Here is a 20,750-nt window from a genome sequence, read left to right on the forward strand (position 1 = left end):
TGTGAATAGGCCGGTACCGCAGTCGTCTACCTCAGACCGGCAAGCTGAAATAGAAGTTGGCGCCTTCGCCGGGGCGCGAATGAACCCTCAGCTGGCCGCCGTGCAACTGCACGATCTCCCTTGCCAGCGCCAGGCCGAGGCCGACGCCACCCTTGCGTCTGCCGACCTGAACGAAGGGTTCGAAGATCCGCGCCTGTTGTTCGAAGGGGATCCCTTCGCCTTCGTCCTGCACGCTGACGATCACCTGTTCGCCATGGCGGCGCGCCTGTAGTCGTATCTTGTCACCCGGGTTGCTGTAGCGCAGGGCGTTGTCGGTGAGGTTATCGAGCAGTCGCTGCAGCTGCGCGGCATCGAGCTCAAGCTGCGGCAGGGGCTCGTGGACTTCGCAAAGCACCGTCACCTCACGTTCTGCGGCTCTCTCGGTAAAACGGTGAGACAGCTGCTGGATCATTTCGCCGAGGTCGCAGGGGCGGCGCTGCAGGGTTTGCACACCATTCTGGTAGCGCGAGAAGTTGAGCAGGTCGTCGATCAACTGCACCAGTCGATGCATCTCCTCGTCGACGGTGCGTATCAGTTCCTGCTCGCGTCCGCCTGGCGGCAGTGAGAGACGTTCGCGCAGCAGGCTGAAAGCCATATGAATACCGGTGATCGGCGTGCGCAGTTCATGGGAGGCGCGCAGGATGAACTCGCTGCGCACCCGGTCGAAGGCACGTTGCTTGGTGACGTCACGCAGTACCATCACTGCCCCCGCGCTACCACCCTCGCGTACCTGCACCGGAGTCAGGGCCCAGGCCAGCAGCCTGGTCTCGCCGTCGCGTTCGATCTGCAGGTCGGCCGGCGGCTCCTGCAGCAGTTCGCCTGCCAGCACCCGGCGCAGTGCTTCGTCCACCGCATGCTCGGGCAACAGCGGGCCGATGGGCTGGCCCACGATCTCGGCCGGCCAGGACAGTTGGCGCAGCGCCACCGGATTGGCGTGTTCGATGCTGCCCTGGGTGTCGAGAATGACCAGGCCATCATCGATGCTGTCGAGCACCGCCTTCAGTCGGCCCTCGCTGCTGAGCAACTGGTTGAGGTTGCTCGAATGGTATTCGCGCAGCGCCTCGGTCATCAGGCCGAAGCGGCGGCTCAGCACGGCCAGTTCGAGAACCGGCGATACCGGTAGCACCACGTCGTATTTGCCCTGGCCGATCTGGTCGGCGGCTCGTGCCAGCATGTCGATGGGGGCGCCGAAGCGGCGGGCGATCCCGTGGGCAGTGAGTACCCCGATCGCCAGTACCGCGAGGCCGATGAGCACCAGCAGCCCGGCGATCAGTTGAGAGCGCTCGCCCGCTTTGTTTTCGGCCGAGATGACCCAGTCGACGACCTGATCCTGCTGTTCAAGCAGATGGTTGCGCAGGCGCTGGAAGGCCTCGGTGAAGGGTTTGTGAGCACCCAGGTTATGGGGTGTCTGGCCGTCCGGCATCGCACTACTGGCAGCCTGTTCCATCTCGTCGTAAAGCGCTGCCGCTCGCTCCAGTCCGCTGGCGTAGTCTTTGCCGAGGTTGGCCCTCAGGCCTTCGTCGAAGGTGGCGCGGAACGACTGGCGGATGGCTTCGAGGCGCTGCGCATCGGGCTGTTGAGCGATCAGCACGATCAGTTCGTCGCCCAGGTGCTGGCGCAGCTTCTGGCCGATCTGTACGGCGTCGAAGCCGCGCTGGATCAGGTCGCTCTGGCTGCGCGCCATCTGTGTGACGCTGAACAGGCCGAGCAGCAGGCCCAGCAGTGCAACGGTGATCAGCGCGGAGATGCTAAGGAACAGTCGCGTGCGAAGCTTCATCGACAGCTTCATGGAAATCCCGTGGTCAGAGGTTGTACTGCTTGCGTTTGCGATAGAGGGTCGAGGTATCGATACCCAGCGTCTTGGCCGCCATGTCCAGGGTGTTGCTGCTGGCCAGCACGGCGGCAATATGCGCCTTTTCCAGCTCCTCAAGGCTCATCGCTGCGCCGACACGCACGGCATTGTTCGGCGCTTCGCCGGTGCCGCCCAGGCCGAGATGGCTAACCTCCACCACGTCGCTCTGGCAGATGATGCTGGCGCGCTCGACGACGTTGCGCAGCTCGCGGATATTGCCTGGCCAGTGATAAGCCTGCAGGGCGGCGGCAGCCTCGGGGCTGAAACCGCACGCCGGGCGCCCGTAGTCGCTGACGAAGCGGGCGAGAAAGCGCTCGGCCAGGCCCATCACGTCTTCGTGACGTTCGCGCAACGGCGGCAGCTTGAGGGTGATGACGTTGAGGCGGTACAGCAGGTCTTCACGGAAGCGGCCCTCGCGTACCATTTCGTCGAGGTCCAGGTTGGTGGCGGCGACGATGCGCACATCGGCACGCCGGGTCACCGGATCGCCGACGCGCTCGTACTCCTTGTCCTGAATGAAGCGCAGCAGCTTGGGTTGCAGGGCCAGCGGGAAGTCGCCGATCTCGTCGAGGAACAGGGTGCCGCCGTCGGCCTGGCTGACGCGGCCCTGGGTGCTTTCGCTGGCACCGGTGAAGGAGCCGCGGGCGTGACCGAACAGCTCGCTTTCCATCAGCTCGGCCGTCAGCGATGGGCAGTTGATGGTCACGCAGGTGCGCTTGGCACGGCGGCTCCAGCCGTGGATGGCGCGCGATAGCTCGCCCTTGCCGGTACCGGATTCGCCGAGGATGAGGATGTTGGCGTCGGTAGCAGCGACCTGCCGTGCGGTTTCCAGAATCGCCATCATCGCCGGGCTATGCGAGTCGAGGCCGTCCTTGGCCTTGCGTACCTCACCTTCCAGAGCCTCCAGGCGTGCGGCCAACGTACGCACTTCCAGTTGCTTGGCGGCGGCCAGGCGCAGTTGATCGGGGGTGCAGGGTTTGACCAGATAATCGGCGGCGCCGGCCTGGATGGCATCGACCGCGGTGTCCACGGCCGAGTGGGCGGTGACGATCACCACGCGCATCCAGGGTGCCTGGATGCGCATCTGCGCCAACAGGTCCAGTCCGTTGTCCTCGCCCAGGCGCAGGTCAAGAAAGCAAAGGTCGAACACCTGTCGCTGCAGCAGCGCCTCGGCTTGGGTCGCACTGCTGGCGCCGGCGACGTCATAGCCTTCGTCTTCAAGGCAGTAACGGAAGGTACGCAGGATTGCCGCTTCGTCGTCCACTAGCAGAATGCGTCCACTGGTTTGCTCTGCAACTGCCATGTATGTGCTCCATCTGACGGGTCAATGCAGCTTAGTCAGGTAAAAACCATGCAAGTTGCACGGCTCGACTGTGCCGATACTGCACCCTGCATGCAAGCAAGGTGCCTTTATTGGTGGTAAATATTTGTTTTAAAAGGGGATTTTGATTTCTTCTGGCTGGCACGGGGCTTGCGATATTGCCTGTATCGTCTCACGAACAGGAGTGAACTCATGCCCCCGTTCAAACCTTTGTTACTGGCCGCCGGCACCGCGCTGATGATCGGCCTGATGCCTGTGGCCAGCCACGCTGCCGAAGGTCAGCTATCAGCACAGCTGGATGCGGCCCGCCAGGAAGGTTCGATCTGGACAGCCTTCGCGCTCAACCGGCACCTCAACCCTTTCAAGCTCGATATCGACGTTGAGGATGGTGCGGCCACTCTCAACGGCAAGGTCGAGAATGACGTTCAGAAAGAGCTGGCCGAGCAGGTGGCGCTGAGCATAGATGGCATCGAGTCGGTGGACAATCGCATCGAGGTCAGCAGTGACGCAGTCGAGGGCGACGCGCCGAGCATGGTGCAGCGTCTGGAGGACGCCAGCCTCGCCGCCACGGTGAAGTCCAAGTTGCTGTGGAACAGCAACACCCGCGGCCTGAACATTCAAGTCAAGAGCGAAACCGGCAACATCACCCTCAGTGGCCATGCCCAGACGCCAGCGGCCAAGGAGTTGGCAGGCCAGCTGGCAGCCAATACCGATGGCGTGCGCGAGGTGTTCAACCACCTCAGCATCAGCACTGCCGACAGCAGTAGCAGCGAAGTGCAAACCACACTCGACGAAGCACGCGAGGACATCAGTGACAGCTGGATCACCAGCAAGGTCAAGGCCAGCTTCCTCTACAGCCGCAACCTGGATGCCATGAACATTGCGGTGAACACTGACGACGGTTTGGTCAGCCTGCGCGGCAGCGTGCTGAGCAGTGCCGAGAAGCGCCTGGCGGTCGAGATCGCCCGCAACATTCGCGGTGTGCGTGGTGTCGACGCCGACGCCCTGCGCATCAGCAGCTGAAATTCAAACAATCCCGGCCACTGGAATGGCCATCAACCCGCAAGTCCCATCGCCAAGGAGTGAATCCATGAGCAGCAAGACCGCACAACTCAATGAACTGATCGAAATCACCCGTGACGGCAAGCGCTTCTATGAGCATGCCCACGAAGAGGTCAAGGATATCCGCTTGCAGGCGCTGTTCCGCGACATGGTGCGCGCCAAGACCGAAGTGATCGACGCCTTGAGCGTCAAGGTCGCGGCCAACCAGAGTGCCCCAGCATCCGGCGGCACCATGCTGGGCAAACTGCGCCAGTTCTACGCCGACACCCGCGCGACCCTGGCCAAGGATGAAGACGCCACCTACGTCTCGCAGCTGGAGGAAGCGGAAGACCGCATTCTGCATGCCTTCGAGGATGCGCTGGAAAGTGCGGACAATGATGTCCGTGTGCTGCTCGCCGTGGAGATGCCCAAGGTGCGGGCCTGCCACGACCGCATGCGGGCGCTGAAGCAGAACATGCAGTAATCACTGCGGCGCTGTTACGAGCCCCTGCACGCACTGCGTGCGGGGGCTTTTTATTGGGGCTGGCCAGTCCGGTATCACCCACATTTTCCCCACACCCGAAGCGTCTTTTCGCTGCTGCAACCGAAACTCGTCGACGTTCATTTAACTGTCACATTCGTTTCATAGAGTGGTCACGTGGCCTGCAGATACTTGGGCCCGTTCCATCCAACACTATCCTGCTAGGAGCAAGGCATGAAACTGAAGCGTTTGATGGCGGCCCTGACTTTCGCCGCCGCTGGCGTAAGCGCCGTATCTGCTGTAGCCGCCGTCGACCCGGCTCTGCCGAACTACGAAAAGACTTCCGGTGTGTCGGGCAACCTGTCCAGCGTCGGTTCCGACTCGCTGGCCAACCTGATGACCCTGTGGGCAGAAGAGTTCAAGAAGAACTACCCCAACGTCAACATCCAGATCCAGGCCGCTGGTTCCTCCACTGCGCCACCCGCGCTGACCGAAGGCACCGCCAACATGGGCCCGATGAGCCGTCCGATGAAGGACAGCGAAATCCAGGCCTTCGAAGAGAAGTACGGCTACAAGCCGACCGCCGTTCCGGTTGCCATCGACGCCCTGGCCGTGTTCGTACACAAGGACAACCCGATCAAGTCGCTGTCGATCGAGCAGGTCGATGCGATCTTCTCCAGCACCCGCCTGTGCGGTGGCGACAAGGACATCAAGACCTGGGGTGACCTCGGTCTGACCGGCGAGTGGGCTGGCAAGCCGCTGCAGCTGTTCGGTCGTAACTCGGTATCCGGCACCTACGGCTACTTCAAGGAAGAAGCCCTGTGCAAAGGCGACTTCAAATCCAACGTCAACGAGCAGCCGGGTTCGGCTTCGGTTGTCCAGTCGATCTCCAGCACCCTGAACGCCATCGGTTACTCGGGTATCGGCTACAAGACCTCCAGTGTCCGCGCCGTGCCGCTGTCGAAGAAGGGCGGTGAAGCCTTCGAAGCTTCGGAAGAGAATGCTCTGTCTGGCAAGTTCCCGCTGGCTCGCTTCTTCTACGTCTACGTCAACAAGGCGCCGAACCAGCCGCTGAGCCCGCTGGATGCCGAGTTCATCAAGCTGGTGCTGTCCAAGCAGGGCCAGGAGGTCGTGATGAAGGATGGTTACATCCCGCTGCCGTCCAAGGTCGCCGAGAAAGCGATGAAGGACCTGGGCCTGTAAGGCTTCCAGCCTGATGGCCTGGCTCTAGCTAGCGAGGCCATTCGATGAACCCGCCACCCCATGGGTGGCGGGCTTCGTCATGTCAGTAGACTGTAATCTTTCTGTCATACAAGCCCGCTAAATTGACAAGCCTGGGCAGCCGTATGCGCTGCAATCAAGCCCGCGCAGAGACTTCTCGCATGAATGACTTGGCAAACGAATCCATGAACCGTTCGCAGAACCCTCTGGGGATCGACTTCAATACGCCCGCCCTGCAACGCAAGCGCCGCCTGCGCGCGCTGAAGGACCGCATGGCGCGTTGGTACGTCTCCGTCGGTGGTCTGGCGGTGCTCGGTGCCATCACCCTGATCTTCTTCTACCTCGCCCATGTCGTGCTGCCCATGTTCCAGGGCGCCGAGCTCGAGTCGCGCAAGGCTCAGCAACCGGCCTGGCTGGCCGAGGCCCAGGCGCCATTGCTTCTCGCCGTGGAAGAGCAGAACCAGGTCGCCATGCGACTGGATACTTCCGGCACCGTGCAGTTCTTCGAACTCAAGAGTGGCGAAGCCCTGCAGCGTCTGCAATTGCCACTGCCGCAAGGTGTCAGTGTCGCCTCCGTCGGCCAGGACCAGCCGGGTACGCGCCGCGTGGTACTGGGCCTGTCCAACGGCCAGGCGCTGATCATTCAGCACAGTTACAAGATCACCTACCCGGATAACGTACGGGCCATCGCACCGCAGATCGAATACCCCTACGGCGAAGCGCCGATCGAGGTCGATCCGCAGGGGCGTCCGCTCGAGCACATCGCCGTCAATCTCAACAGCGGCACGCTGATGCTGGCTGGCTCCACGGGCAACGATCTGCACCTGATCAGCCTCGCTCGCGAGGAGAACCTGTTCACTGGCGAGGTGAGCGTCAGCGAGGAGCGCATCAACCTGCCGCAGATCGGCGAGCCGATCAGTCAACTGATTCTCGACCCGCGGCAGATGTGGCTTTACGTGTTCAACGGCGATTCCAGCGCCGATGTTTTCGATCTGCGCAAGCGTAGCCTCAACGGCCGCTACGAACTGCTCAAGGGTGGTTCCAACCGCGTGACCAGCGCCACCAGCCTGCTCGGCGGCATCTCGATCATGATCGGCGATGCCAAGGGTGGTATCCAGCAGTGGTTCATGGTGCGCGACCAGGATGGCAAGTCCACCTTCCAGTCGATCCGCAGCTTCCAGCTCGGCGACAGCGCAATCACCCAGATTCTTCCCGAAGAGCGCCGCAAAGGCTTCATGGCCCTGGATGCCGACGGTCGCCTGGGCATTTTCCACAGCACCGCGCACCGTACCCTGCTCAAGGAGCAGGTCGCCGAAGGCAGCGCCATCGCCGCCCTGTCGCCGCGTGCCAGTCGTGTGCTGGTCGAGTCGGAAGGCAAGCTGCAGCGCTTCGTGGTGGATAACCCACACCCGGAAATTTCCTGGAGCTCGCTGTGGGGCAAGGTCTGGTACGAAAGCTACCCTGAGCCTGACTACGTCTGGCAGTCCACTTCGGCCAATACCGACTTCGAGTCCAAGCTGAGCCTGTCGCCGCTGGCCTTCGGTACCCTCAAGGCGGCGTTCTACGCCATGCTCCTGGCCGCGCCGCTGGCCGTGGCTGCAGCGATCTACACCGCCTACTTCATGGCGCCGCGCATGCGCACCAAGGTCAAGCCGGTGATCGAACTGATGGAAGCGTTGCCGACGGTGATCCTCGGTTTCTTCGCCGGCCTGTTCCTCGCGCCGTTTCTGGAGAACCACTTACCCGGCATCTTCAGCCTCCTGTTGCTGACACCGGTGGGCATCCTGCTGTTCGGTTTCCTCTGGACCAAGCTGCCTGAGTCCATCCGCCACCGTGTTCCCGAAGGCTGGGAAGCGGCACTGCTGATCCCGGTGGTGGTCGCGGTGGGTTGGTTCTCCATCTCGATCAGCGGGCATCTGGAAAACTGGCTGTTCGACGGCAACATGCGCCTGTGGCTGTCCAACGACCTGGGCATTCCCTTCGACCAGCGCAACGCCCTGGTGGTGGGCCTGGCGATGGGCTTCGCGGTGATTCCGAACATCTACTCGATTGCCGAAGACGCCGTGTTCAGTGTGCCGAAGAGCCTTACCTTCGGTTCCCTGGCGCTCGGTGCCACGCCCTGGCAGACCCTGACCCGCGTGGTGATTCTCACCGCCAGCCCGGGCATTTTCTCGGCGCTGATGATCGGCATGGGCCGCGCGGTGGGCGAGACCATGATCGTGCTGATGGCCACCGGCAACACGCCGATCATGGACATCAATATCTTCGAAGGCATGCGCACCCTGGCGGCCAACGTCGCGGTGGAGATGCCCGAGTCGGAAGTCGGCGGCACTCACTACCGTGTGCTGTTCCTGGCGGCGCTGGTGCTGCTGATGTTCACCTTCGTGATGAACACCCTGGCCGAGCTGATTCGTCAGCGCCTGCGTACCAAGTATTCGAGTCTGTAAAAAGTGCCTGCGCAGCAGGCCAACTGATGACCCTCTCCCATTCATGGGAGAGGGTGCCCGCAGGGCGGGAGAAGGTTGTGTGAAATCACGAGCCCTCTCCCCCGGCCCCTCTCCCGCAAGCGGGAGAGGGGAGGTAAAGAATGATTTCATTCAAGGTGTGATGCCGTGAAACAGAACAACCTGAAATCCTGGTACAAGAGCGGCGCCCCGGGCGTGTGGATGAGCGGAGGCGCCGTTGCCATCGCCATCATCATGACCCTCGGTCTGCTGGCAGTGATTGCCTCTCGCGGCCTCGGCCACTTCTGGCCGGCAGATATTCTCGAAGCCGACTACCAGGTGCCTGGCCAGGAAGCCCGGGTGATGCTGGGTGAGGTGGTGCAGGTCGAGGAAGTGCCACGCGCACGTCTCGCCGCAGCTGGCCTGCCGGTGGCCGAAGAAGGCGGTGAGTTCATGACCCGCGAGTTGCTCAAGGTGGGTAACCGCGAGCTGTTCGGTGCCGACTTCACCTGGGTGGTTGGCGAGTGGTTGAGCAACCCGCGCAAGCCGGCCGGCATCACCGTGCTGGAGCGCCGCGAGTGGGGCAACTTCTACGGCAACCTGGTCAACGTCAAGGAAAGCGGCCAGGTGGTCGCCGAGGGTGATGCGGCCTGGGCTGCATTGCAGGAGCGCCTGGATCGCGTTGACGATTTGCACGCACAGCTTGTGCGTCTGGAGAAGAAGGACATCGGCCGTATCAACCATGGCCTGGAGCGCATCCGGCTGGAAGGCCGCAAGCTGCAGCTGCAGGACAAGCTGGACGCCGCTGCCCAGGCCAGCATGGATGCCCGCCGCGATGCGTTGAATGGCGAGTACAAGGTGCTCGAAGAGCGCATGGTGGCGCTGACCCAGCAGATCAACCGCGACAGCGTGACCCTGACCGCCAGCGATGGACGTCAGACCGAAATCGAACTGGGCAAGATCGTCCGCGCCTACCGCCCGAACGCCATGGGCACGGTCGACAAGCTCGGTTTCTATGCCATGAAACTGTGGGAGTTCGTCAGCGACGAGCCGCGTGAGGCCAACACCGAAGGCGGTATCTTCCCGGCGATCTTCGGCACCGTGCTGATGGTCATGCTGATGGCGGTGATCGTTACCCCGTTCGGCGTGATCGCCGCGGTCTATCTGCGTGAATACGCGCATCAGGGCGCACTGACCCGGGTGATCCGCATCGCGGTGAACAACCTGGCCGGCGTACCTTCGATCGTCTACGGCGTGTTCGGCCTGGGCTTCTTCGTCTACGTGCTGGGTGGTTCGATCGACCAGCTGTTCTTCCCCGAGTCCGCCCCGGCGCCGACCTTCGGCACGCCGGGCCTGATGTGGGCCTCGCTGACCCTGGCGATCCTCACCCTGCCGGTGGTCATCGTTGCCACCGAGGAAGGCCTGGCGCGTATTCCGCGTGCAGTGCGTGAAGGTTCGCTGGCGCTTGGCGCGACCAAGGCCGAGACGCTGTGGAAGGTGGTCATCCCGATGGCCAGCCCGGCGATGATGACCGGCCTGATTCTCGCCGTGGCACGTGCCGCCGGTGAGGTGGCGCCGCTGATGCTGGTGGGTGTGGTGAAACTGGCGCCGACCCTGCCGCTCAACGGTAACTACCCTTACCTGCACCTGGATCAGAAGATCATGCACCTGGGCTTCCATATCTACGACGTCGGCTTCCAGAGCCCCAACGTCGAGGCCGCACGCCCGCTGGTTTATGCCACTGCGCTGCTGCTGGTGATCGTTATCGCCCTGCTCAACCTGACCGCGGTCTATATCCGTAACCACCTGCGCGAGAAGTACAAGGCGCTGGATCACTAACGCAGCTACGAGTCGCGCACCGCCGGTGCGCAGCTTGCAGCTTGTAGCTACGAACGGAGTGAGTTTATGCAACACGAAACCCATACCCACGGTATCGATCTGGCCGCCCTCGGCCGCGACAAGCAGAGCCTCAACCTGGCCAACGAGACCACGGCCATCGAAGTGCCGGGTCTGAACCTGTACTACGGCCAGAAGCAGGCGCTGTTCGACGTCAAGATGGAGATCCCCAAGCAGCGCGTGACCGCCTTCATCGGCCCGTCCGGCTGCGGCAAGTCGACCCTGCTGCGCACTTTCAACCGCATGAACGACCTGGTCGACGGTTGCCGTGTGGAAGGCGAGATCAACATCGACGGGCGTAACATCTACCGCAAGGGCGAGGATGTGGCCGAGCTGCGTCGTCGCGTCGGCATGGTGTTCCAGAAGCCCAACCCCTTCCCCAAGAGCATCTACGAGAACGTGGTGTATGGCCTGCGTATCCAGGGCATCAACAGCAAGCGCGTACTCGACGAGGCGGTGGAATGGGCACTGAAGAGCGCCGCGCTGTGGGATGAGGTCAAGGACCGTCTGCACGACTCGGCCCTCGGTCTGTCCGGCGGTCAGCAACAGCGTCTGGTCATCGCCCGCACCGTGGCCGTGCAGCCGGAAGTGCTGCTGCTCGACGAACCCTGCTCGGCGCTGGACCCGATCTCCACGCTGAAGGTCGAAGAGCTGATCTACGAGCTCAAGAGCAAGTACACCATCGTCATCGTCACCCACAACATGCAGCAGGCGGCGCGCGTCTCCGACTACACCGCGTTCATGTACATGGGCAAGCTGATCGAGTTCGGCGACACCGATACCCTGTTCACCAACCCGGCCAAGAAGCAGACTGAAGACTACATCACCGGTCGTTACGGCTAAGGCCATGGCAAATACTCCCTGGCTTTGTCGGGCGCCGTACTGTCAGCGTGCGCCCTTCGCGCCAGAGAGCATTTTCCAAGGGCCTTAGTGCTGAAACTCAACGTGTAGGGTGCGCCGTTCGCACCATGGCCATCCAAGCCGGCAGCTTTCGCGGAGCGAAACATGATCAACAAAGACAACCTTACTCAGCACATCTCCCAGCAATTCAACGCCGAACTGGAAGAAGTGCGCAGCCACCTGCTGGCCATGGGCGGCCTGGTGGAAAAGCAGGTCAACGACGCCGTCACCGCGCTGATCGAGGCCGACTCCGGTCTGGCCCAGCAGGTGCGCGAGATCGATGACCAGATCAACCAGATGGAGCGCAACATCGACGAGGAATGCGTGCGCATTCTCGCCCGTCGCCAGCCGGCGGCCTCCGACCTGCGCCTGATCATCAGCATCTCCAAGTCGGTGATCGACCTCGAGCGCATCGGTGACGAGTCGACCAAGATCGCCAAGCGTGCCATCCAGCTGTGTGAGGAGGGTGAGTCGCCGCGTGGCTACGTCGAGGTGCGTCACATCGGCGATCAGGTGCGCAAGATGGTGCAGGAGGCGCTGGACGCCTTCGCCCGTTTCGATGCCGACCTGGCCCTGTCGGTGGCGCAGTACGACAAGACCGTCGACCGCGAGTACAAGACCGCACTGCGTGAGCTGGTCACCTACATGATGGAAGATCCGCGTTCGATCTCCCGTGTGCTCAATGTGATCTGGGCGCTGCGCTCGCTGGAGCGCATCGGCGATCATGCGCGCAACATCGCCGAACTGGTGATTTACCTGGTGCGTGGCACCGATGTGCGCCATATCGGCCTGACCCGCATGCGTGAAGAAGTCGAGGGCAAGTCCAACGACTGACGCCTGCTTCGTGCTGACGGCCCGGGACTTCCCGGGCCGTTTCGTTTGCGCGATTTGTTGCACGTCCGGCGTTTTCCGTTGGCCTTAGGCCACTGGCCATGACTATGCTTACTGCCATTCGTACAGGAGTGGCCGATGAGCAAAGTCAGTGTGCTGGTGGTGGATGACGCGACCTTTATCCGTGATCTGGTCAAGAAAGGGCTGCGCGATAATTTCCCCGGCGTACAGATCGAGGAAGCGATCAATGGCCGCAAGGCCCAGCAGATGTTGAGTCGTCAGGTGGTCGACCTGATCCTCTGTGACTGGGAAATGCCGGAGATGTCCGGCCTCGAGCTGCTGACCTGGTGCCGCGAGCAGGACAACCTGAAAACCACGCCCTTCATCATGGTGACCAGCCGCGGTGACAAGGAGAACGTGGTGCAGGCGATCCAGGCCGGTGTTTCCGACTACATCGGCAAACCCTTCTCCAACGAACAGCTGGTGACCAAGGTCAAAAAGGCCCTGCAACGCGCTGGCAAGCTGCAGGCGCTGATGTCCAGCGCGCCGTCGAAGATGCTGAGCACGGGTGGCCTCGCCAACGACTCGCTGGCCGCACTTACCGGCGGCAAGGCCGAGGTGGTAAAGACCAGTGCACCAACGCCGGCAGCTGCCGCCCCTGCGGCACCGAGCATCGCACCTGCCCCGGCCGCCGCAAGCAAGTCGCCGGCCGGTCGTGGCCAGGGTCAGCTGCGTTTACCGGCGGGCAGCATGGCCTGCGTGATCAAGGCGCTGAGCCTCAAGGAGGCACTGCTGGTGGTCAAGCGCACCGAGCAGCTGCCGCAGGTGCTGGAGAGTGCAGTGCTCGACCTGGAACAGGGCGAAGCAGCGGAAACCGCGCGGCTCAATGGCTACCTGCACGCGGTGGCGGCATTCGAACCCAAATCCGACAGCGAATGGCTGCAACTGACCTTTCGCTTCGTCGACCGCGATCCACAGAAGCTCGACTACCTGTCGCGGCTGATTGCCCGTGGCACCGCGCAGAAGCATTTCAGCCCCGGCGCGTAGTGCCACGACAGCGCTCATCCGTATCTGCTCGGTGGCTCTGGGTGGCGCGGGTCGCCCGGCGCTGTCCCTGCACCATCTTCTGCTACGTATCGCCTCGGCTTACGCCGTTATCTTCCTCGCCGACACGCTGCTGGGCTTGCCAACCCGTAGCCCGGGGCAATCCAGGGCGCTATGCCGACCAATGGCGGTGAGCCGGTTCACAGCCTGACGGTCGGTGTCTCGCGCGCTCCGTGCTGCGCTGCTAGTCTTGCTAACCCGGATATCAAAAAGCCATAAGATCCGAGTCGTTATGCTAGGGCGTCTGATTATTCTCTGCAGTCTGCTGGTCTTTTGCGGCCAGGCCGTTGCGCTGACCATCTACAAGTACGTCGACAAGAACGGCGTGGTGACCTATAGCGATCAGGCCGCGCCTGGCGCGCAGGTGTTCGTGTTCAACGACCGCATGGTCGAGCGTCTGGACAACCAGGTGAAGCTGGAAACCAAGAAGCACGAAGCCGGCGAGACCCTGCTGATTCGCAATGACCTGTATGCCCCGGTGGAAATCGAACTGCGGCTGGAACAGGTACAGAACGCCATCGGCGCGCCGGACAAGCCGATTCGCTGGGTACTGCCACCGCGCAGCAATATCCGCCTGGCCACCCTCACCGCGCAGGACGCCTCCAAGCCGCTGCGCTACAAACCCAGGTTGCGCTACGCCCTCGGTGATCCGCGTCTGCAGCCGAGCATCCACCGTTATCCGCTGCCCTGGCGTGGCGGTCCGTTCCGTCAGACCCAGGGCGCCAACGGCACCTACAGCCATTTCACGCCCAAGGGCCGCTATGCGGTGGACATCGCCATGCCCGAGGGCACGCCCATCGTCGCCGCGCGCGGTGGTGTGGTGGTCAAGACCGAGAACCAGCAGAGTGGCCGCGGCAACAACCCGGCCGGCAACTTCGTGCGCATCCTGCATGACGACGGCACCATGGGCGTCTACCTGCACCTGATGAAGGGCTCGGTCAGCGTGCGTGAAGGCCAGCGGGTGGAAACCGGCAGCCTGTTGGCGCGCTCCGGCAACACCGGCAACAGCACCGGCCCGCACCTGCATTTCGTGGTGCAGCGCAACGTCGGTCTGGCCGTCGAGTCCATTCCCTTCAACTTCCGTCAGCCGGTCAACAGCCTGCCGAACTTCGCCGTCGGCGGCGAATAGCTCGGCAAGGCCTGCCGGCTACGTTCTTTCCCCGGATATTGTCCCAGCGTTTTTGCGCGCCCGCGCATTCCTGGCGCTTCTCCTGTTGCGCGCACCGCGTCACGGCTGATGCTGTGGTTTGCCCGCTCCCCGCGGCGTTTTCCTTAAGTCACCCTCCTGTGCTGTCGCCTTTGTAATCGGTACGTCTGCCACCAGCGCGACGCAGGCGGAAGTTGGCCTTCCGCTCGTCGTTCAGCAGTGTGCAAGCGGAAAGGATCTTTCACCTGGCGGAATGCCTGGAGCCCTCTAAATCAAGGGTTTCAGCTGTTGGCACCGCTATTGCTATCTCACAGGAAAACGGGTGTCCGACTATGGCTATCGATTCAGATTACGTTCAAAGCATGGCGACCCAACTGGCCCAATATGAAATTCAGGGCCAGTTGGCCAAGGCCAACCGCAACCAGGCCGCATACAAGGCGCAGCTTAGTGCCCTGACCAGCCTGGATACCGCACTGAAGGCTTTCAAGACTGCCGCCAGCGGCCTCAAGCTGGCCGGCAGCAGCATGTTGGTCAACAGTGCGAGCTTCAGCCAGGAAGGTTATGCCAGCGCTACAGTGGGCTCCAAGGCCGTGGCCGGCAGTTACGACTTTTTCGTTCAGCAGTTGGCCAGCAAGAGCCAGGTTGCCCTGCAAGGGCTGCAGGACGGCGACCTCGGCAGTGGCAGCCTGACCATCGGCCAGGGCGGTGACGCGTTCAATGTCGACCTCGGCGCCGTCGCCACGCTCGATGAGCTGGCCGCAGCGATCAACGGCGCGAGCGACAACAATGGCGTCAAGGCGACCCTGGTACGCAGCAATGGCCAGGTCAACCTGGTGCTGACCAGCGAGAAAACCGGCGCCGACCAGGCCATCAGCCTGAGCGCCAGTGGCAATGCCGCGGTTGAGGGTGCGGTGGCCAGCAGGCAGGAGCTGTCCGTGGCCAAGGACGCCATCGTGCGCCTGGGTGGCGAGACCGGTATCGAACTGACCAGCACCAGCAACACCTTCGACAACATCATCGACGGCGTCAGCCTGACCTTCAACAAGGCGCACAAGAGCGGTGACGCGCCGCTGACCATGGAAGTCGGCCAGGACCAGAAAGCCACCAAGGAGAAGGCGCAAACCTTCGTCAGCGCCTTCAATGCGCTGATGACCAGTTTCGATTCGCTCACCTCCAGCGGTAGCGAGAGTGGCGGTCGCGGGCCTCTGGCTGGCGATGCCAGCGTGCGCGCCATCGAGACCATGCTCAACCAGTTGGTGCGTACCTCGTTCGGCGGTGTGAGCCTCACCGAGTTCGGCATCGTCGCCGACCGCAATGGCAAGCTGACCATCGACAACGCCCGCTTCGAGAAGGCCGTGGCAGCCAACCCGGAAGGCTTCGAGAAGCTGTTTACCGACAAGGGCAACCTGCTCGACACCCTGGACAAGAACCTGGCGGTCTACACCAGCAGCGCCGGCGGCCTGCTGACCAATCGCAAGGACACCCTCAACACCCAACTGCGCCGTGTCGATCAGCAGTTCGACAACATCCAGAAGCAGTACGACTCCTACTACAGCCGCTATCTCCGTCAGTACACCGGTCTCATGCAGACCATGGCGGCGATGGAGCAGACCTACGGAATGTTCTGATGAGTGCCTACAACCTCAACGAAAGTTACGACAGCTATCGCACCGTGGACCTCGAGGCGCGCGCTGCTGCGGCCTCGCCCTACGAGCTGGTGCTGGTGCTGTTCGACGGCCTGCTCGACGAGCTGGCGCGTGCCCGTGGTCATATCGAGGCCAAGCGTTACCAGCAGAAGGGCCAGTCCCTGGAGAAATGCCTGAACATCCTCGGCGGTCTCAATGGTGCCCTTGATTACGAGAATGGCGGGGAATTGGTGCAGGGTCTGGCGCGGCTCTACGACTACTGCATCTATCGCCTCTCCGATGTCAGCGTGAGCCTGTCGCTGGAGGGGTTGGACGAAGTGGTCGGCCTGCTCGGTGTGCTGCGCGAAGGCTGGGAAGGCGTGAATGCAACGCGCAAGTGAACTGCGCGCCCTGCAGCACCTGCATGGCCAGCTGGCCGAGGCGCTGGAGCAGGGCGACTGGACGCGCATCGGCGAGATCGATGCGCTGATCCGCTCGTGCCTGCAGCTGCTGGCCGGGCTACCGACGCTGAGCGACGAAGTGCGCGAGGCCAAGCGGAATCTGCAGCAGTTGCACGGACAGGCGCGCATCGCCTGCGCCGAAGAGTGTGAGCGGGTGCGTCGGCTATTGCTGACGCACCTGGAATACGCCGAAGGGCGCAGCGCTTACATGCGCGTCGATCTGTATCAAGGTGGGAGATAAAAGGTGCTGCAACTGATCAATGCCAATGCTCAGGTGAACCTGACGGACTCCGCCGGGCAAACCCTGCCGGCCGGCTTTTCCCAGGCTCGCGGCGCTGGCGGTGAGACTGCGCCGTTCGATCTGCAGATGGCCGTGCAGGGCTTCATCGCCGCTGAGCCAGGGGCACCGCTGAGTGAAGAGGCTGCTGCCGTGAAGGTCACCCTCAGCGAAGCCGATGCCGAGCAGTGGCTGGCCAGTGTGCTGGATCAGCAGGCCGTGCGTATCGAGGCGCGTGAAGCACCCGAGGAGCAGGCGCTGCATGAACCGCTGCATCAGGACGGCTCGGAACAGATCGAGCAGGCTGCCGCGTTGCCTGCCGAGCTCCTCGGCCAGGCGCAGCCGCGTGAGCCAATGCCAGCTCAGCCGTCGCACAGCGCCAGTGCTCCAGTGCTCAGCCAGCAATCGTTGTCACCCCAGGTAGCGGCGCCCATGCCGCAGATGGCAGCCGAGATCGCGATACAGACTGCGGCGCCGGCAATGGCGACCGAGGTCATCGAGACGAACGAGCTCGAACGCCTGCCGAGCATCAGCACGGACGCAGATAAAACCATTCCCGGCAGCGCAACATCCTCCGCCGCGACTGCAACGCCGCTGACTGCCGAGCGTCCGCTCAAGCTGCATGCACCACAGACGCAGTGGGGCGAGCAGATGCTGGCCAGCCTGCGCGAGCATGTGGAGCTGCAGATCAACCAGCGCATACAGAACGCCACCATCCGCCTCGATCCGCCGGAGTTGGGCAGCCTGGAAATTTTCCTCAGCCATGAGTCCGGCCGCCTCAGCGTGCAGCTCTCGGCCGCCAACGCCGATGTCGCCCGCCTGTTGCAGCAGACCAGCGAGCGCCTGCGTCAGGAGCTGGTCGGGCAGAACTTCGTGCAGGTCAACGTGCAGGTCTCCGCCGATGCTCAGGGCGGTCGACAGCAGCAACAGGCGCAGGCCCAGCGCTGGCTCGCCGAGGATGAGGTGGCCGCTGCCGTCGCGCTACCCGCCGGTGGCGAGCGCAATGGCGCGCAATCGACCAGCGACGTGCTGGTCACCGTTTAATTTCCCGTTTGTGAATCGAGAGTAGTCATGACAATGCCGCGCGTCCTCCTGCTGCTGGTTATCTTCAACACCCTGGTGGTGGTTGGCGGCACCATCTTCAATTACGCCACGCTCAAGTCCATGCAGACCGGCCAGGCCGTGCTCGGCATTTCTGCTGGCAATGCCGGCAGCGAAGCGGAGGAAGCCAACAGCGAATACCGCTTCTTCCCCATCGAGAAGGTCATCGTCAGCCTCAAGGGCGAACACCGCGAGCACTACTTCGTGCTCGACCTGGTGCTGCAGGCCGACCTCGAAACCGATCCGAAGAAGCTCGAGCAGATCGACCCGATGGTGCGCAATTCGGTGGTCGCCCACCTGTCTGCGATGACCTTCGAGAAGTTGCGCGGCATGCCCATTCCAGAGCTGCAGGGCACGCTGGAAAGCGCGCTGTTCGATGACTTCGCCAGCAAGAAGCTAGCGATGCCGTTCGCCAATGTGCTGGTCAGCAAACTGATCGTCCAGTAGGTACCTTGCCATGAACGCCAACTGCGCCATTGACTATCGCTACGCCGCCGAACAGGGCGGGGCTGCGCTGTTCGCCCCGGGGGCCGAGCAGAAGTGGCTGTTGCAGTACCTGCCGCTGGTCAAGCGCATCGTCAGTCAGCTGGCGTTGCAGGCCAACCAGGTGCTCGACCGCGAAGACATGGAGCAGATCGGTCTGATGGGCTTGCTCGAATGCCTGCGCCGCTATGGCACGCCGGACGAGCAGTTCGGTCGCTTCGCCGCGCTGCGCATCCGTGGTGCGATTCTAGATGAACTGCGCCGCCAGGACTGGCGGCCGCGCCAGGTGCGCCAGCAGACCCACAGGATTCGCGACGCCATTCGCCAGTTGGCGCGGCAACTGGGTCGTGTACCGCAGGAAGAAGAGATCCTCCAGGCGACCGGGATCAGCGCCAAGGACTATCAGGAGTTTCTCCAGGCCGATGCCTGCGAGGCCATCGAAAGCCTCGATGAGCTGCTGCAGAACGGCCACGAGAGCTTCGCCTGTGGCAGCAGTGCGGTCGAGGACCGCGTGCTCAAGGAGCGCCTGCTGACTCAGGCACTGAGCCAGCTCAGCGAGCGCGAACGACTGGTGCTGACCCTTTACTACCAACATGAGCTGAGCCTCAAGGAAATCGCCCTGGTGCTGGAGCTGAGCGACGCGCGCGTCTGCCAGTTGAGCAAGCAGGCGATCGCCAAGGCCAGTCGCTACCTGAACGAGAGAGGCTAGGGTGCAGAAGTTATTAGGTGCATTGATCATCGTCGCCTGCGTGCTCGGTGGCTACGTCATGGCCCATGGCGAGCTGGCCATGCTCTGGCAGCCGGCCGAGGTGATCATCATCGTCGGGGCGGGTTTTGGTGCTCTGGTGGTGGCCAACCCCAAGGACGTGCTGATCGAGATGCTGCATCAGATCAAGGGCGTGTTCGTCTACAAGAAGCGCGGTGAAGAATTCCAGCGCCAGTTGTTGATGCTGCTCTATGAGTTGCTGGAGATGGTCGATGTCGGCGGTCTCAAGGTGCTCGACGCGCATATCGAGGAGCCCGAGCAGAGCGAGCTGTTCGCCAAGTACCCGCTGATCCGTCAGGAGAAGAACCTGATGGCCTTCATCGCCGACAACTTCCGCCTGATGGCCATGGGCAAGATCAGCGCCCACGAACTCGAAGGCTTTCTCGAGCAGGAGCTGGAGGCGATGGAGCATGTGCTGATGCAACCGTCGCGCTCGCTGCACAAGATCGGCGAGGCCATGCCGGGCTTCGGCATCCTCGCGGCGATCCTCGGCATCGTCATCACCATGGGCAACATCGGTGGTTCGGTGGCCGAGATCGGCGCGCACGTGGCGGCGGCGCTGGTGGGCACCTTCCTCGGCATCTTCATGTGCTATTGCGTGATGGACCCGCTGTCCAGCGCCATGGGCCAGTGCATCAAGACCGAGATGTCGGCGCTCGAGTGCGTGCGCACCACCCTGGTCGCCCACGTTGCCGGCAAGCCCACGTTGCTGGCGGTTGACGCCGGGCGCAAGCTGATCGAGCAGGACGTCAAACCGGCGTTCAAGCAGCTGGAAATCTGGGTCAACCGTTACGAAGATGAAAGGGACGCGGCATGAAACCGCGTGCCGGTGAAGGCCATGAAATCATCATCAAACGTCGTAGCAAGAAGGGTGGCCACGACGGGCATGGCGGTGCCTGGAAGGTAGCCTTCGCCGACTTCACCATGGCCATGATGGCGCTGTTCATGGTGCTGTGGATCATCCAGCCGCAGACTCAGGACGCCAGCCGCGCCAATGCCGACCAGCTGAACAACCCATTGGTCGATGGCGGTGCCGGCATCTTCGACGGCACCAGCACCACGCCGCTGGATCTCGATGGTGTTCCGGTGCAGGTCAGCCCGCGTCAGGACCGGGAAAATCAGGCCCGCACACCCGAGGAAGATCCGGGCGCGGAACAGGGCGATGGCCAGCCGGGGCCGGCTCGCCGGCCACACTATGCCGAGTCGCAGCAGATGCAGGATCTGGCCAAGCTGATGGAGACGCTGGCGCTACAACTGGATGCCGAGGCCAATATCGAAGTGCAGGTGGTGCCCCAGGGCTTGCGTATCCTGGTCAAGGACGATGCCCAGCGCTTCATGTTCAACCGCGGCAGTTCCCACCTGAATCCGCACTTCGAAAAGCTGCTGCAGCGTCTGGCCGGGATTCTGGCGCGGGTGGAAAACCATCTGATCATCAGCGGCCACACCGACTCCATGCCCTATCGCGGCGTGGTCGGTGGTTACAACAACTGGAACCTCTCCGGCGACCGCGCGCTGCGTGCCCGCAACGTGCTGGTCGAGGCTGGCCTGCCGAGTGGCAACGTGCTGCAGGTCGCTGCTCAGGCGGATGGCATGCCCTTGTTGCCCAGTGATCCGGAGAACGGCGCCAACCGGCGTATCGAGCTGCTGTTGCTGACCAGTCAGGCCGAAGGCCTGTATCGCGAGTTGTTCGGCGAGGCCCAGGTGCGCGTGGAGTACCGTACCGAGGGTGCGCAGCTCAGCGCGCCGGAGTCCTGAGTCGT

19 protein-coding genes are annotated in these 20,750 nt (G+C 62.8%); 17 read left to right on the forward strand and 2 right to left on the reverse strand.

Annotation, left to right across the window (positions count from 1 at the left end):
* Positions 1-31: 31 nt before the first annotated feature.
* Positions 32-1,828 (reverse strand): ATP-binding protein, encoded by a 1,797-nt coding sequence (locus tag JWV26_RS11090; protein ID WP_206419060.1) that lies wholly within the window; start codon positions 1,826-1,828, stop codon positions 32-34.
* Positions 1,829-1,841: 13 nt separating this feature from the next.
* Entirely contained in the window at positions 1,842-3,194 is a 1,353-nt protein-coding gene (algB, locus tag JWV26_RS11095) for a sigma-54-dependent response regulator transcription factor AlgB (RefSeq protein ID WP_206419061.1), read from the reverse strand.
* Between the two features lie 210 nt (positions 3,195-3,404).
* Here algB and JWV26_RS11100 point away from each other — a divergent pair, with 210 nt between their 5' ends.
* The 17 genes from JWV26_RS11100 to JWV26_RS11180 all read left to right on the forward strand — a co-directional run bounded on the left by JWV26_RS11100 (position 3,405) and on the right by JWV26_RS11180 (position 20,745).
* Positions 3,405-4,235: a BON domain-containing protein gene (locus JWV26_RS11100; protein WP_206419062.1), complete on the forward strand. Its 831-nt coding sequence runs from the start codon at positions 3,405-3,407 to the stop codon at positions 4,233-4,235.
* Between the two features lie 67 nt (positions 4,236-4,302).
* Positions 4,303-4,737: a ferritin-like domain-containing protein gene (locus JWV26_RS11105; RefSeq protein WP_074915386.1), complete on the forward strand. Its 435-nt coding sequence runs from the start codon at positions 4,303-4,305 to the stop codon at positions 4,735-4,737.
* A gap of 231 nt (positions 4,738-4,968) precedes the next feature.
* Positions 4,969-5,937 carry a PstS family phosphate ABC transporter substrate-binding protein gene (locus JWV26_RS11110; protein WP_074915384.1) on the forward strand — a complete coding sequence of 323 codons (969 nt, stop codon included), beginning with the start codon at positions 4,969-4,971 and terminating at the stop codon, positions 5,935-5,937.
* Positions 5,938-6,116: 179 nt separating this feature from the next.
* A complete protein-coding gene (locus JWV26_RS11115) occupies positions 6,117-8,402 on the forward strand; it encodes an ABC transporter permease subunit (protein ID WP_206419063.1) in 2,286 nt (761 codons plus the stop codon).
* Between the two features lie 165 nt (positions 8,403-8,567).
* A complete protein-coding gene (gene pstA / locus JWV26_RS11120; protein ID WP_072423653.1) occupies positions 8,568-10,238 on the forward strand; it encodes a phosphate ABC transporter permease PstA in 1,671 nt (556 codons plus the stop codon).
* Positions 10,239-10,304: 66 nt separating this feature from the next.
* Positions 10,305-11,138 (forward strand): phosphate ABC transporter ATP-binding protein PstB, encoded by an 834-nt coding sequence (gene pstB / locus JWV26_RS11125; protein WP_074915381.1) that lies wholly within the window; start codon positions 10,305-10,307, stop codon positions 11,136-11,138.
* Positions 11,139-11,300: 162 nt separating this feature from the next.
* Positions 11,301-12,029: a phosphate signaling complex protein PhoU gene (phoU, locus tag JWV26_RS11130; protein ID WP_072423651.1), complete on the forward strand. Its 729-nt coding sequence runs from the start codon at positions 11,301-11,303 to the stop codon at positions 12,027-12,029.
* Positions 12,030-12,164: 135 nt separating this feature from the next.
* Positions 12,165-13,073, forward strand: a complete 909-nt coding sequence (locus JWV26_RS11135; protein ID WP_074915380.1) for a response regulator — start codon at positions 12,165-12,167, stop codon at positions 13,071-13,073.
* Positions 13,074-13,362: 289 nt separating this feature from the next.
* Complete coding sequence (locus JWV26_RS11140) at positions 13,363-14,259, forward strand: peptidoglycan DD-metalloendopeptidase family protein (RefSeq protein ID WP_206419064.1); 897 nt, start codon at positions 13,363-13,365, stop codon at positions 14,257-14,259.
* A 350-nt stretch (positions 14,260-14,609) separates the two neighbouring features.
* Complete coding sequence (gene fliD / locus JWV26_RS11145; protein ID WP_072423648.1) at positions 14,610-15,905, forward strand: flagellar filament capping protein FliD; 1,296 nt, start codon at positions 14,610-14,612, stop codon at positions 15,903-15,905.
* Positions 15,905-16,303, forward strand: a complete 399-nt coding sequence (gene fliS / locus JWV26_RS11150) for a flagellar export chaperone FliS (RefSeq protein ID WP_017676447.1) — start codon at positions 15,905-15,907, stop codon at positions 16,301-16,303. The genes fliD and fliS overlap by 1 nt, the downstream gene beginning before the upstream one ends.
* Positions 16,287-16,604, forward strand: a complete 318-nt coding sequence (locus JWV26_RS11155) for a hypothetical protein (RefSeq protein WP_072423647.1) — start codon at positions 16,287-16,289, stop codon at positions 16,602-16,604. The genes fliS and JWV26_RS11155 overlap by 17 nt, the downstream gene beginning before the upstream one ends.
* A gap of 3 nt (positions 16,605-16,607) precedes the next feature.
* Positions 16,608-17,684 carry a flagellar hook-length control protein FliK gene (locus tag JWV26_RS11160; protein WP_206419065.1) on the forward strand — a complete coding sequence of 359 codons (1,077 nt, stop codon included), beginning with the start codon at positions 16,608-16,610 and terminating at the stop codon, positions 17,682-17,684.
* Positions 17,685-17,711: 27 nt separating this feature from the next.
* The gene (locus JWV26_RS11165; protein WP_072423645.1) at positions 17,712-18,188 is read left to right on the forward strand and encodes a flagellar basal body-associated FliL family protein; all 477 of its coding nucleotides are present in this window, start codon (positions 17,712-17,714) and stop codon (positions 18,186-18,188) included.
* Between the two features lie 10 nt (positions 18,189-18,198).
* Positions 18,199-18,933, forward strand: a complete 735-nt coding sequence (locus tag JWV26_RS11170; protein WP_206419066.1) for a FliA/WhiG family RNA polymerase sigma factor — start codon at positions 18,199-18,201, stop codon at positions 18,931-18,933.
* Between the two features lies 1 nt (position 18,934).
* Positions 18,935-19,807 carry a flagellar motor stator protein MotA gene (motA, locus tag JWV26_RS11175; protein WP_021487573.1) on the forward strand — a complete coding sequence of 291 codons (873 nt, stop codon included), beginning with the start codon at positions 18,935-18,937 and terminating at the stop codon, positions 19,805-19,807.
* Complete coding sequence (locus JWV26_RS11180; protein WP_072423644.1) at positions 19,804-20,745, forward strand: flagellar motor protein MotB; 942 nt, start codon at positions 19,804-19,806, stop codon at positions 20,743-20,745. The genes motA and JWV26_RS11180 overlap by 4 nt, the downstream gene beginning before the upstream one ends.
* Positions 20,746-20,750: the final 5 nt, after the last annotated feature.

Origin of the sequence: Ectopseudomonas toyotomiensis, assembly GCF_017167985.1 — a bacterium.
In the GTDB taxonomy this organism is placed as follows: domain Bacteria; phylum Pseudomonadota; class Gammaproteobacteria; order Pseudomonadales; family Pseudomonadaceae; genus Aquipseudomonas; species Aquipseudomonas toyotomiensis.

Bases quoted from the DNA above. Each gene is read 5' to 3' on its own strand.
- JWV26_RS11165 (WP_072423645.1), top strand. From the start codon at position 17,712: ATGACAATGCCGCGCGTCCTCCTGCTGCTGGTTATCTTCAACACCCTG.
- JWV26_RS11170 (WP_206419066.1), top strand. From the start codon at position 18,199: ATGAACGCCAACTGCGCCATTGACTATCGCTACGCCGCCGAACAGGGC.
- JWV26_RS11180 (WP_072423644.1), top strand. From the start codon at position 19,804: ATGAAACCGCGTGCCGGTGAAGGCCATGAAATCATCATCAAACGTCGT.
- JWV26_RS11110 (WP_074915384.1), top strand. From the start codon at position 4,969: ATGAAACTGAAGCGTTTGATGGCGGCCCTGACTTTCGCCGCCGCTGGC.
- JWV26_RS11100 (WP_206419062.1), top strand. From the start codon at position 3,405: ATGCCCCCGTTCAAACCTTTGTTACTGGCCGCCGGCACCGCGCTGATG.
- JWV26_RS11155 (WP_072423647.1), top strand. From the start codon at position 16,287: ATGCAACGCGCAAGTGAACTGCGCGCCCTGCAGCACCTGCATGGCCAG.
- JWV26_RS11090 (WP_206419060.1), bottom strand. From the start codon at position 1,828: ATGAAGCTGTCGATGAAGCTTCGCACGCGACTGTTCCTTAGCATCTCC.
- fliS (WP_017676447.1), top strand. From the start codon at position 15,905: ATGAGTGCCTACAACCTCAACGAAAGTTACGACAGCTATCGCACCGTG.
- fliD (WP_072423648.1), top strand. From the start codon at position 14,610: ATGGCTATCGATTCAGATTACGTTCAAAGCATGGCGACCCAACTGGCC.
- JWV26_RS11105 (WP_074915386.1), top strand. From the start codon at position 4,303: ATGAGCAGCAAGACCGCACAACTCAATGAACTGATCGAAATCACCCGT.
- JWV26_RS11135 (WP_074915380.1), top strand. From the start codon at position 12,165: ATGAGCAAAGTCAGTGTGCTGGTGGTGGATGACGCGACCTTTATCCGT.
- algB (WP_206419061.1), bottom strand. From the start codon at position 3,194: ATGGCAGTTGCAGAGCAAACCAGTGGACGCATTCTGCTAGTGGACGAC.
- JWV26_RS11140 (WP_206419064.1), top strand. From the start codon at position 13,363: ATGCTAGGGCGTCTGATTATTCTCTGCAGTCTGCTGGTCTTTTGCGGC.
- pstB (WP_074915381.1), top strand. From the start codon at position 10,305: ATGCAACACGAAACCCATACCCACGGTATCGATCTGGCCGCCCTCGGC.
- phoU (WP_072423651.1), top strand. From the start codon at position 11,301: ATGATCAACAAAGACAACCTTACTCAGCACATCTCCCAGCAATTCAAC.
- JWV26_RS11115 (WP_206419063.1), top strand. From the start codon at position 6,117: ATGAATGACTTGGCAAACGAATCCATGAACCGTTCGCAGAACCCTCTG.